This is a genomic window from Bradyrhizobium sp. USDA 376 (assembly GCF_054063675.1).
Genome location: NZ_JBSSGN010000001.1, coordinates 5,114,923 through 5,126,700, shown reverse-complemented (window position 1 = coordinate 5,126,700; position 11,778 = coordinate 5,114,923). Strand labels below are relative to the sequence as shown.

Genomic DNA, 11,778 nt, shown 5'->3' with positions numbered 1-11,778 from the left:
TCAGATCCCTTCCCTGTGCTGCATCCACCAGGCGCTCATCGCGGCGGCCGACTCGGCACAGCCGAACCGGGCGCGCCAGCCGAACTCGTCGGCCATCCGCTCGACCGACATCGGCGCCCGATCCCCGCCGTGGAGCTTGATGAAGGTGTTCTCTCCGGGAGACGCGAGCCGGCACTTCAGCCCGGGATGCAGGGCCGCAAACGCCTCGCCCCATTGCAGCGCCGACCAGGCCGCGCCGCTGGAAATGTTGTAGAGCCGATGGCGCGGCCGCTCGGCCTCGATCAACACCGCCACCGCTTCGGCGGCGTCGGGCGCGTAAGTCCAATCCTTGATGCCTGGCGCAGGGAGAAGAGCCGGCTCGCCGCGGGCGAACGCGGCAAGGATCTGGAACTGGAGGCTCGGCGTATCGCGCACCGAGCCGGGCCGCTCCCACGGACCGAACACCGCACTTAAGCGCACGCTCAGGAAATCACCGCCAAAAAGCCCGGCGTGCCGTGCCACCGATCGTTCCGAGGTGAACTTGCTGATGGCGTAGAACGAGACGGGATCGCAGGGCGTCTCCTCGTCGAGGACCTCGAACCGCGTGCCCGATGCGCCGTAAGCCGATGCCGACGACAGATTGACGACCCGGCGAACACCATGGCGGATCGCGGCTTGCAGGATCGGGATCTGGGCCATGACGTTGATTTCAAGAACGCGCGCGGGCGATGCCCGTTCGAGGCCATCGCCCGCAGTGACCGCGGCGCCGAGCACGATCGCATCGCAGCCCTTTGCGATGAGGGCGTCGATGGCGTCTACGTCGGTGATATCGCCCTGCAAGGCTTTGAGCCGCTCGCGATAATCGGCCAGCGATCGCTGCGCAGCCGGCGGCAGCGGCGCACGATCATACAGCGTCACCTCATGGCCGCGCGCGAGCAGCACCTCGGCAAGATTGAGACCGACAAAGCCCGTGCCGCCGAAGATGACGATCTTCATCGCGCGCGATCCACCATCACAGCAGTTTTGCTCCGAAATTCCGTTCCGGATCCATGTCGGCGACGAGCCGGCCTGTCGGCTTCGCCGCCTCGCCGCCGCTGCGCGCCAGGAATTTTCCGCTGCCGGCGCTTGCGAGACACTTGTTGCCCTCGACGATCACGCGACCGCGCGAGAGCACCGACACCGGCCAGCCCTTCAGCTTGCGGCCCGCGAACGGCGTGTAGCCGGCGAGATCGTGCATCATCTCGTCGGCGATCACGGTCTCGCGGTTCGGATCCCAGATCGCGATGTCGGCATCGGCTCCGACCGCGATCGAGCCCTTGCGCGGATGCAGATTGTAGATTTTTGCCGGCGCGGTCGCGGTCAGCTCGACGAATTTTTCCAGGCCCAGCCGCCCCTTCGACACCATCGCGTCGAACAGCAGCGGCAGCCGCAGCTCCAGCCCCGGCAGGCCGTTGGCGACCTGCTTGAAATTGGGGTTGGGTCCGGCGCGCAGCTTGCCGGTCTCGTCATAGCGATACGGCGCGTGATCCGAGGAGATAGTCTGGAGATCGCCGAGCGACAGCGCCTGCCACAGCGCCTCCTGGTCCGCATGCGTACGCGGCGGCGGGCTGCACATCCATTTGGCGCCCTCGGAGCCGGGCTTGTCGAGATCGCGGGCCGTGAGGAACAGATATTGCGGACAGGTCTCGGCGAACACCTTGAGCCCCTGCCCGCGTGAATCGCGAATCACCTTGGCGCCTTCGGCGGTCGAGACGTGAAAGATCATGATCGGCTGGTCGATCAGCGCCGCCATGCCGATCAGCCGGGTAAAGGCTTCCGCCTCCGACACGCGGGCGTGACTGATGGCGTGGTATTTCGGCATCGTGTAGCCGCGCGCGAGCAGCCGCTTCACCATCCAGGCGATGATGCCGTGGTTCTCGGCATGGGCGCACAGCATCGCGCCGGACTGGCGGGCGGCGAGCAGGATGTCGAGCAAAGGCTCGTCGTCGACCTTGAGCCGGTCGTAGGTCATGAAGATCTTGATCGAGGCATGCCCCTGCTTCACCAGCGCCGGGATGTGCTCCTCGACCGTCTCCCTGGTCGCATCCGCAATGATCATGTGAAAGGCGTAGTCGATCACCGCGCCCTTCTTTGCCAGCGCGTGATAGTCCTCCACCACCTGTGGCAGCTTCATGCCGACATGCTGAGCCGCGAACGGGATCACCGTGGTGGTGCCGCCGAACGCCGCCGACACGGTCGCGCTCTCGAACGTATCTGCGTTCATGATGCCCGCCGCCGACAGCTGCTCTATATGGGCGTGGCTGTCGACGCCGCCGGGCAGCACCAGCTTGCCGCGCGCGTCGATCTCGCGCTTGGCCGCCGGAAGGCCCTTACCGATGGCTGCGATGGTCTCGCCTGAGATGGCGACGTCGGCCTCGAAGACGTCGGTGGTGGTGGCGACGCGGCCGCCGCGGATGATCAGGTCGTAAGCGGGTTCAGTCATGAGGCACTCCGTGATAGGCTCAAGGCACGTACTCGTAATTTCGCAGGAAGACCATCATGTCCCGGCCGCGCATTCTCGTCATCAACCCGAACTCCAACCCTGCAGTCACGCAGGGGCTGGAGGATGCGCTGAAGCCGCTCGGTTTCGAGGGCGGGCCGGAAGTGGTCTGCCAGACGCTGGCCGAAGGTCCCTTCGGCATCGAAAGCCAGGCGGACGTCGATAGCGTTGCGATGCCGCTGCGAAAGCTCGTCGAAAGCGACAACAGCTCGGCCGCCTTCGTCATCGCCTGCTACAGCGATCCCGGGCTTCAGGTCTGCCGTGAAGGCACCGACCGGCCGGTGTTCGGCATCGCCGAGTGCGGCGTGCTGACGGCGCTTTCGCGCGCCGAGACCTTTGGCGTCATCGCGATTGCCCAGCGCTCGATCCCGCGTCACATGCGCTATCTCAGGCAGATGGGGCTGACCGACCGCCTCGCCGGCGAGCGGCCGCTGAATATGAGCGTCGCCGAAACTGCATCGGGCGAAGGCACGCTCGCCAGGATGATCGAGATCGGCCGCGCGCTGCGCGACGAGGATGGCGCTCGCGCCATCGTGATGGGCTGCGCCGGCATGGCGCGCCACCGCCGCCCGCTGGAAGACGCGCTGCGCATTCCCGTGATCGACCCAACACAGGCGGCTGTCACCATGGCGCTGGGTACGGTGCAGTTCTCGGCTCACTAGGCGTCCTTCAGCTCTTTCTTGTCCTGACGCGCGAGCCATTGCGCATGGCTCTCGCGCGTCAAAGCAAACGTATCGCGCTGCGTGGTGTAGAGATTGCCGAACATGCGGCCGATCGGCCGGTAGGCGTCGAGATCGACATACATATTGGCCTCATCGACGAGGCCCTCGCGGGCGTGCACCCTGAGCACCTCGCCGACCAGGAGCTCGCGATCCGGCGAGAAGTTCAGCACGACATGACGCCGGCACTCCAGCGCGAAGGGCGCCGCAGCAAGGCGCGGCACTTTGACGTCGACGGAGGGAAGCGTCACTAGGCCCGTCGCGGCGACCTCGCTGTCCCCGGAGGGAAAATCGACGGCACAGTCGTTCATCGCGACCGACAGCGCCTCGTCCACCATGTGAACCACGAACTCGCCGTCACGATGGATGTTGCGGGTCGTGTCCTTCGGCGAGTGATCCGGCTTGTGCTGGAGCCCGAGCACGATCAGCGCCGGGCTCTCCGAGAAGACATTGAAGAAGCTGAACGGCGCGGCATTCACCGCGCCGTTCTCGTCCAGCGTCGTCACCAGCGCGATCGGCCGCGGCACCACCACGCCGCAGAGCAGCTTGTAGCGATCGCGCGGGTCGAGTTCACGCAGTGATATGCCGTTGTCCGCCATCGGCGTCACTTCTCCGGTGGCGGCACCGCGCCGGTCTGGCTGGTGATCAGGCCGTAATGCTCGATGCGGCGATGCCGGGCGAAATCGAAGATCGTGGTCTTGCCGAAGGTGGTGGCATCGAGGTCGCAGGCGTGGACCAGAACCTCGTCGTCTTCGGTCTTGGCTTCCGCGACGATCTCGCCGTTGGGATCGACGATCAGGCTGCCGCCGAACAGCGGATGGCCGTCCTCATTGCCGGCCTTGGCGACCGCGACGACCCAGGTCGCATTCTGGTAGGCGCCGGCCTGCACCGAGAGGCGATTGTGGAACAGGCGCTTCTCGACGCCCTCCTCGCTCTTCTCCGCATTCACGGACGGCGTGTTGTAGCCGATCAGCACCATCTCGACGCCCTGCAGGCCCATGACGCGGTAGGTTTCGGGCCAGCGGCGGTCGTTGCAGATCGCCATGCCGATAATGCCACCGAGCTCGCGCCAGACCTTGAAGCCGAGATCGCCCGGCTCGAAATAGCGCTTCTCCAGATGCTGGTGCGAGCGTTTGGTGTCGTAGTCCGCATGGCCGGGCAGATGGACCTTGCGGTACTTGCCGACGATCTTGCCGGACTTGTCGGTCAGGATCGCAGTGTTGAAATGATGACCGTCCGGCGTCAGCTCGGCATAGCCGAAATTCATCGCCATCCCGTGCTGCGCCGCGCGCTCGAACAGCGGCCTGGTTGCCGCGTTCGGCATCTCACGCTCGAACCAGATGTCGAACTCGGAGCGGTCCTCGACGTACCAGCGCGGGAAGAACGTCGTCAGCGCCAGCTCGGGATAGACGATCAGGTCGGCGCCCTTGCTCTTGGCCTCGTCCATCAGCGCGATCATGCGCTTGACCACGGCCTCGCGGCTGTCGGCTTTCTGGATCGGGCCCATCTGGGCGGCGGCGACATTGACGATACGCATCAGCGAATTCCTGATTTCTTGAGTTTCTTGGGGAGGCTGGGGAACGCAGCTTCAGGGGCGTGTCGGCGAGCGCAGCATAACGCAGCCTCGCACCGCTTTTCCAGCCAAGCAGCTTTCATGCCGTCCGCCCCCATTCGGCGTCCTGCAAAAGCCGCCAGTTGATCTTGTTGCTGGCGGTCCGCGGAAGCGACTCGACGAAGACGACGGCGCGCGGCGCCTTGTAGCTCGCCATCGCGCCGCGGGCCCAGCCGACGATGTCATCCGCCGAAATCGTCGCGCGCGCGGCCTCATCGAGCACCACCAGCGCCTTGACGGTCTCGCCGCGATAGCCGTCCGGCGCCGAGACGATGCAGCACTCCCTGATGGCGCGGTTCTGGTACATCGCCGCTTCCACCTCGGCCGGCCACACCTTGAAGCCGCTGACATTGATCATCCGCTTCAGGCGGTCGACGGCGAAGAAATAGCCTTCCGCATCGCGATAACCGAGATCGCCCGTGCGCAGGAACCGTTTGCCGTCGAGATCGATGAAGGCTTCGGCATCCGCCTGCGGCCTGTTCCAGTAACCCTGCAGCACCTGCGGCCCGTGCACGACGATCTCGCCGACGACGTTGTCGTCAAGCTCGATCAGGCTCTCGGGATCGACGACCCTAGCGTCGGTCTCGTGCACGGAGATGCCGAGGCACTGCCGCTTCGGCGCCGCCATCGGATTGAGATGGGTCGGCGACATCGTCTCGGTCATGCCGTAGCCCTCGACGAAATCGAGGCCGAACCGCCCCTTCAGCCGCTCGGCAACCGCGGTCGGCATCGCCGCACCACCGCCGGTCAGCACCTTGAGTTTTGCAAAGCATTTGTCGCGGAAGCTGGCGCTGGCGAGCACATCCACGATCATGGTGGGCGCCGCGTTCCAGAACGTCACGCCATAGGTCTCGAACAGGTCCGGCAGCAGATCCTTGTCCCAGCGCGCCATCAGCAGCAGCGTGGCGCCGGTGACGATGGCAGCATTCATCGAGCCCTGCATGCCCGCGACATGGAACAGCGGCATGAAGCCGGTCATCACGTCGCTGCCGCCGAGCCCGTACCAGCGCGCCTGCAACAGGGCGGTGAACAGCGCGCTGCGATGGGTATGCATGCAGGCCTTGGGCTTGCCCGTCGTGCCCGAGGTATAGGGCAGGATCATGAGATCGTCCGGCCCTGCCTCCATTGCACCCGGCTGCAGGCCTTGCGCGATCGCGGCCGACCAGGAATGCCAGCCCGGCGAGGACGGCGGCACCGACGGCGCTTCGATCACGCATGATGGCAGCGTGTAGGGCGTCGCGGCCGGAACTTCGTCGCGATACTGAGCGACGATTACATGCGCGATGGCATCGCCGGCCAGCGGCGCAAACACATCGCCCAGTTCGCTGCCGATGATCGCGACCCCAGCGCCGCTGTCCGCGGCGAGATACGCGATCTCGGCGGTCTTGTTCATGGGATTGACGGACACGATCACGGCGTCCGCCCGCATCACCGCGTAATAGGCGATGACATATTGTGGCGAGTTCTGCAGCGCGATCATGACGCGGTCGCCGCGCTTCACGCCGCAAACGCCTTGCAGGAAGCCGGCCATGGCATCGACCCGGTCGCGCAGCTCGGCGTAACTCAGGCTCGCGCCGTAAAACACCGTCGCCGGATGCGAGGGACGATCATTCACCGCGCGCGCCAGCGCGTCGTAAAGCGTCCCCTCGGGCATCGCGAGATGCCAGGGCTCATCCGCCGGCCAGGCCGGCGAGCGACGAGGTGCTGCGTGGTCCGCGGTCACGCGTGCTCCTTGTCGGCAATGTCGAGACCGTGGTCGAGCGCATCCAGAAGCAGCGTAGCCTCGCGCTCGGAGATCAACAGCGGCGGCGCCAGGAACAGCGAGGTCTGCTCGCCGCTGGTTCCGATCACCGCGCCGGCCTCCAGCGCGCGCTCCGCGACGCGCGAGGCGATCGGAACCTCCGTGGTATCGGCATGCCAGGTGCGCCAGTCAGGGCCGTGCAATTCGACCGTCCAGTGCAGCCCCTGCCCGGCCACGCGCTGCACGCTCGGGTGCTTTTGCGCGATCGCGAGCAGGCGGCGGGTGAACAGCTTCTCCAGATTTTGCACGTGCTCCAGAATCTTCTCGTCGGTGATGACCTTCAGATAGGCGCTGACAGCGGCCATGCTGATGGGGTGGCCGCGCAGCGTGCCGTAGTTCTGCCAGCTCGTGCCCTTGAGCCGCTCGACGATGTCCTTGGACACCACGACGGCAGCAACCGCCGCAGCACCGCCCCCGAGCGACTTTCCGAGGGTCACGATGTCGGGGCGGCTCTGCGCGCCCTGGAAGGCGAACCAGCGGCCCGCGCGACCGGCGCCGGTGACGACCTCGTCCGCGATCCAGTAAGAGCCGGCCTGCCGCGCATAGCGCGCCACCTCGTCCTGATAGGCGCCGTCGTAGTAGATGCCGCCTTGGGTGTAGTCGATGATCGTCGCCGCCGTGTCCGAGAGCAGGCGCGGGGCATCGGCGAGATATTCGCTCGGCGGCGTATTGGTGGCCGGCCCGCCATAGATCGCGCCATCCGGTGCCGGCAATATCCGCACCGGCGCCATCGGCGCCGGCAGTTTTGAGCCGCCCGCGTGCACGGCGAGGCCGCCGTGCCATTGCGGCTGCACGGTCATGCTGCGCGACAGGCCGGTGATGCCGTGATAGGCGCGCTCGCGCGTCGCCAGCGCGGAGCGCTGCGTCAGCGCCTGGCACAGCGACAGCGCCATGTCATTGGCCTCGCTGCCGCTGATGCAGAAACGCACCGCGCCGACCCAATCCTCCTCGCCTTTGAACGCGGTGGCCATCAGATCGTCCGCGGCCTGCTCGCGGCCGACCCAGGTCCACCCCTCGTTGACGACGGGCGTATCCGCCGCGCGGCGGATCGCCTCCACCATCGCGGGATGGCGATGGCCGAGGCCGCCGCCGGTGTTGCTGCCGTCGATCAGCTTGCGGCCATCCGCAAGATGAAAATAGACGCCCTCGCCGCCGACCACGGCCATCGGCGGGGCCTCGCCCGCATTCAGTCCGGTTCGCAACAATCTGCTCATCGCGGGTCCCCTTATTCCGCCGCCGCGGCGCCGTAGCCGCCGCCGCCGCACATCTCGATCGTGACGAGATCGCCTTGCTGCAACACCAGGTTCGACTTGCCGTCGATGGCGACGTGGGCGCCCTGCCGCACCAGCGAGATGCGGCAGGCCTTGCCGGACTCGCCGCCCTGCATGCCCCAGGGCGCAATCACCATGCGCTCGATGCAGGTGGTCAGGTGCATCGAGGGCGCGAGGATGCGGTAGGTGCGGACGGAGCCGTCACCACCGCGATGCGCCCCCGCGCCGCCGGAATTCCGGCGAATGGCTTGCTGCTCGAGACGGATCGCATAGTTCGCCTCGATCACCTCGACCGGCGTGTTCGAGGTGTTGGACAGATGCACCCGGGTTGCCGAGGTGCCCGCCCGGTCATGCCGCGCGCCTTCGCCGCCGCCATGAACCTCGTAGAGCATCTTCCATGAACCGTTCGGCCGCGGCTCGGCGAAGAACAGCACACCCGCAGTGGTCGCGCCGCCCGCCGACAGGCGCTCCGGAATCGTGTCCTGCATCGCGCGAAAAATCGCATCGACGATACGCATGGAGGTCTCGTGGTTGCCGGCGGCAACGGATGCCGTCCAGCCGGGCTCGAGGATCGACCCCGGGCGCGTGATGATGGTCAGCGGCCGCAACGCGCCGGCGTTTTGCTGCATGTCGCGTCCGCTCATGATGCGCGCGGCATAGGCGACAGCCGAGCGCGCCATGAACGGCGTCGTGTTGCAGAAATTGGAGACGCGGTCACAGCTTCCGGAGAGGTCGAAGGTCGCCTCGTCGCCACGAATGGTGATCTTCACATGGATGCGCGCCGGCGCGTTGTTCGCGCTGCCGTCGTCGAGGTAGTCCTCGCCCTCATAGACGCCGTCCGGAAGGTCGCGCAGCGCCTCGCGCATCTCGATTTCGGAGAGATCGTGCAGGCGCGACTGTGTCGCCATGAAGACGGCCTTGCCATGCTCGCGGCAGAGCTCGACGATGCGCTTCTCGCCGGCCTTGGTCGCCGCAATCTGGGCAAGGAGATCGCCCTCGCAGGATTCGGCATCGCGAACGTTGGCCTTGAGCAGCTGCACGATCGGCGTATTGAGGCCGGCTGAGGTTGCGATCAGCACCGGCGGAATGCGCAACGCCTCCTGGAAGGTGTCGACGGCCTTGGCGAAATAGCTGCCGGGCCAGGTGCCACCGATATCGGGCCAGTGCGCGAGGCTGACCGCGAAGGCGACGATCTCGCCGTCGACGAAGACGGGCCGCACGACCTTGACGTCGTTGAGGTGATTGCCGCCGAGCGCGCCGACATTGTAGATCACCACGTCGCCGTCGTTCAGGCTGTCGCGCGGCACCACCTTCAGCAGTTCAGGAATGGTGTAGGCCATCGCGCCGAGATGGATCGGGATGTCGCGGCCCTGCCCGACAAGGCCGCCGTGGCCGTCGGTGATCGCGGACGAGAGGTCACCGGCCTCGCGCAAGAGCGGCGACCGCGCCGAGCGCGTCATCACCAGGCTCATCTCCTCGGCCGCGGCGGAGAGCCCGTGCCTGATGACCTCGACGACGAACGGATCGAGCTTCATGCCGCCCTCCGGGTCAGGAACAGATTTCCGGCCTCGTCTGGCCTCGCCTGCCAGCCAGGCGGCACCACCACTGTGGACCATGCGTCCTCGATGATGGCGGGACCGTTGACGGTCTCCGTGAGCGCGGCGCGATCGATGATTGCGGTTGGCATGTCGTGGAAGCCGTCGAACGAGCAGATGCGCGTGCCCGACGACACCGCCCTCGCCGCCGTCGCCGGTCGGCTGACGACGGTCGTCGACGGGCGGCGGGCCTGCACACGCACGGATTCGATGACGCAGAGCTCACCGGTCGCATAGCCGAACAGCTCGTGATGCCGCGCCAAAAAATCCTTCTTCAGCCTGGCGACATCGAGCGGCAGCGTGAACGGCACCGGGATGGCATCGTTCTGGGCCGCATAACGCATCAAGGCCACCAGCTCGACCTGGATCTCCGCCTGCGCAACGCCATTGGCGATCAGCGGTGCGGATGCATCGGCAATCAGGGCCTCGATCCGCTCCGATACGCGCGCAAGATCGATGCCGTCGAGGGCGGCGCGAAGGGTCTGCTGCTGGAGGAAGCTGAAATCGGCAGTGAGGCAGCCCAGCGCGGAGAACGCGCTCGAGGCACTGGGCACGACGACCTCTGCAATCCCGTAGAGATCGGCGAGACCCGCGGCATGCATCGGGCCGCCACCGCCGAAGGCGAGCAGCGTGCAGTCGCGTCCGTCGATGCCGCGCTCGACCGTGACGCGCCGGAGCGCCCGGGCCATCGTGGCGTTCGCGACCTTGATGATGCCGAGCGCCGTTTCGGTCAGGCTGAGGCCCAAGGCGTGCGCGATCGGCCCGATGACGCGCCTGGCGGATTCGATGTCGATGCCGATGCGGTCGCCGAGCTTGGTCTCGGGATTGAGATAGCCGAGCACGGCATTGGCGTCGGTGATGGTCGGCTCAAGGCCGCCGCGGCCGTAGCAGGCCGGCCCCGGTTCGGAGCCGGCGCTCTCCGGGCCAACCGTGAGACCACCGGGACCGTTGCGCACGATCGATCCTCCGCCCGCGCCAATCGAATGAACCGCAAGCATCGGCTGGCGCAGCGGCTTGTCGCCGAGCATGCGGCCGTCGGTCATCTCGGCCTGGCCGTCGACGATCAGGCAAACGTCAGTCGTGGTGCCGCCCATGTCGAAGGTCAGCATGCGCGAGGTGCCGAGCTGGCGCGCGATGCTAACGGAGGCCGAGACGCCGGCCGCCGGGCCCGACATCGCCATCACCAGCGGCCGCCGCTTCACGGCGGAGATGGGGATCATGGCACCGGCGGAATGAAACACCTGCAACCCGGGGCCGATCGGCAGCCGCTGCTCCAGCTCGCTGAGATATTCCACCGCGATCGGCATCGCGGCCGCGTTGAACACCGTTGCGGAGGTCCGCTCGTATTCGCGCGCCTCGGGATTGACCTCGTGCGAGAGCGAGACGTGAGCGACCACATCCTTAAGCCGCTCGCCCAGCAACTTTTCATGTACCGGATTGGCATAGGCGTGAAGCAAGGCCACGGCGACGCTCTGCACGCCGGTCTGTTTCAACCACGCCACCAGGCGCTCGATCTCGGCTTCATCCAGCGCCTTCAGCACCCGGCCTTCGTGATCGAGGCGCTCGGCGAGTCCAAAGCATCGTTCAGGCGGCACCAGAGGCGGCGATTTCGGGGGAATGTCGAGCCGATAGAGATCGCGGCGGCGATAGCGCGCGATCTCCAGCACATCGGCAAAACCTTCGGTCGCGACCAGCGCCACCTTCGGCAACCGGCCCTCGACAATGGCGTTGGTGACGCGCGTGGTGCCGTGGACGAAGCGCCTGACCTCGCTCTTGCGCAGCCCCACCGCCTCGATGGCCTCCAGCATCGCCTGGACGGGCGCGTCGGGGCGCGACGGCACCTTAGCGATCCGCGCCTCCGCGGAATCCCGCCGGATCGCGATGATGTCGGTGAAGGTGCCACCGATATCGGTGCCGACCTCCCAGTGATGTTCGGAAGAGCTCATGTGCAGGGGTCAGCTACGCGTGACGTCCGAACCGGACGCCGGGTCCTTCCCGTTCATCGCAACGTCCAATGCCAAACCGAGAGCGTTCATCATGCATCCCCTGTCATGCCACCATGAGCGAGCGTGCGACAGAGCGATGGGCGCGGGCTAGGGCCAGAGTTGTCGCAAACCGTTAGACCAGCGCGCGACCTCAGCCGCGCGCCGCGCCACCAGCTGCACGTTTTGGTGCAGCGCTGCCCGCGCCGACGGCACGCGAGCGCGGACCGTTCCACGCGGGAAAAGTGCAGCGCACCACGGATTTCTCCGTGCAAATCGC

At 66.6% G+C, this 11,778-nt stretch carries 9 protein-coding genes; 1 reads left to right on the top strand and 8 read right to left on the bottom strand.

Features of this window, described 5'->3' with window-relative positions; all coding sequences use genetic code 11:
* Together ACVJ19_RS23905 and hydA are read right to left on the bottom strand one after the other, a co-directional pair.
* The gene (locus tag ACVJ19_RS23905; RefSeq protein WP_453951530.1) at positions 1-975 is read right to left on the bottom strand and encodes an NAD-dependent epimerase/dehydratase family protein; all 975 of its coding nucleotides are present in this window, start codon (positions 973-975) and stop codon (positions 1-3) included.
* Positions 976-991: 16 nt separating this feature from the next.
* A complete protein-coding gene (gene hydA, locus ACVJ19_RS23900) occupies positions 992-2,461 on the bottom strand; it encodes a dihydropyrimidinase (RefSeq protein WP_453951528.1) in 1,470 nt (489 codons plus the stop codon).
* Positions 2,462-2,517: 56 nt separating this feature from the next.
* On the opposite strand from hydA, the gene ACVJ19_RS23895 reads away from it, so the two are divergent.
* Positions 2,518-3,180: an aspartate/glutamate racemase family protein gene (locus ACVJ19_RS23895; RefSeq protein WP_453951526.1), complete on the top strand. Its 663-nt coding sequence runs from the start codon at positions 2,518-2,520 to the stop codon at positions 3,178-3,180.
* On the opposite strand, the gene ACVJ19_RS23890 is transcribed toward ACVJ19_RS23895, so the two are convergent.
* From ACVJ19_RS23890 to ACVJ19_RS23865, 6 genes are all read right to left on the bottom strand, one after another.
* The gene (locus ACVJ19_RS23890) at positions 3,177-3,836 is read right to left on the bottom strand and encodes a flavin reductase family protein (RefSeq protein ID WP_453951524.1); all 660 of its coding nucleotides are present in this window, start codon (positions 3,834-3,836) and stop codon (positions 3,177-3,179) included. The genes ACVJ19_RS23895 and ACVJ19_RS23890 overlap by 4 nt on opposite strands.
* A 5-nt stretch (positions 3,837-3,841) precedes the next feature.
* On the bottom strand, positions 3,842-4,774 hold the full coding sequence (locus ACVJ19_RS23885; protein WP_453951522.1) for an N-carbamoyl-D-amino-acid hydrolase: 933 nt from the start codon (positions 4,772-4,774) through the stop codon (positions 3,842-3,844).
* Positions 4,775-4,889: 115 nt separating this feature from the next.
* Positions 4,890-6,572, bottom strand: coding sequence for a long-chain-fatty-acid--CoA ligase (locus ACVJ19_RS23880; protein ID WP_453951520.1), 1,683 nt, complete (start codon positions 6,570-6,572; stop codon positions 4,890-4,892).
* Positions 6,569-7,864 carry an aminotransferase class III-fold pyridoxal phosphate-dependent enzyme gene (locus tag ACVJ19_RS23875; RefSeq protein WP_453951518.1) on the bottom strand — a complete coding sequence of 432 codons (1,296 nt, stop codon included), beginning with the start codon at positions 7,862-7,864 and terminating at the stop codon, positions 6,569-6,571. The genes ACVJ19_RS23880 and ACVJ19_RS23875 overlap by 4 nt, the downstream gene beginning before the upstream one ends.
* An 11-nt stretch (positions 7,865-7,875) precedes the next feature.
* The gene (locus ACVJ19_RS23870; protein WP_453951516.1) at positions 7,876-9,456 is read right to left on the bottom strand and encodes a hydantoinase B/oxoprolinase family protein; all 1,581 of its coding nucleotides are present in this window, start codon (positions 9,454-9,456) and stop codon (positions 7,876-7,878) included.
* Positions 9,453-11,462: a hydantoinase/oxoprolinase family protein gene (locus ACVJ19_RS23865; RefSeq protein WP_453951514.1), complete on the bottom strand. Its 2,010-nt coding sequence runs from the start codon at positions 11,460-11,462 to the stop codon at positions 9,453-9,455. Before ACVJ19_RS23865 ends, ACVJ19_RS23870 begins: the two co-directional genes overlap by 4 nt.
* Between the last annotated feature and the right edge of the window lie 316 nt (positions 11,463-11,778).

What these genes read in the sequence shown, in the direction of transcription:
- ACVJ19_RS23905 (WP_453951530.1), bottom strand. Translation starts at nt 975, where the DNA reads ATGAAGATCGTCATCTTCGGCGGCACGGGCTTTGTCGGTCTCAATCTT.
- hydA (WP_453951528.1), bottom strand. Translation starts at nt 2,461, where the DNA reads ATGACTGAACCCGCTTACGACCTGATCATCCGCGGCGGCCGCGTCGCC.
- ACVJ19_RS23895 (WP_453951526.1), top strand. Translation starts at nt 2,518, where the DNA reads ATGTCCCGGCCGCGCATTCTCGTCATCAACCCGAACTCCAACCCTGCA.
- ACVJ19_RS23890 (WP_453951524.1), bottom strand. Translation starts at nt 3,836, where the DNA reads ATGGCGGACAACGGCATATCACTGCGTGAACTCGACCCGCGCGATCGC.
- ACVJ19_RS23885 (WP_453951522.1), bottom strand. Translation starts at nt 4,774, where the DNA reads ATGCGTATCGTCAATGTCGCCGCCGCCCAGATGGGCCCGATCCAGAAA.
- ACVJ19_RS23875 (WP_453951518.1), bottom strand. Translation starts at nt 7,864, where the DNA reads ATGAGCAGATTGTTGCGAACCGGACTGAATGCGGGCGAGGCCCCGCCG.
- ACVJ19_RS23870 (WP_453951516.1), bottom strand. Translation starts at nt 9,456, where the DNA reads ATGAAGCTCGATCCGTTCGTCGTCGAGGTCATCAGGCACGGGCTCTCC.
- ACVJ19_RS23865 (WP_453951514.1), bottom strand. Translation starts at nt 11,462, where the DNA reads ATGAGCTCTTCCGAACATCACTGGGAGGTCGGCACCGATATCGGTGGC.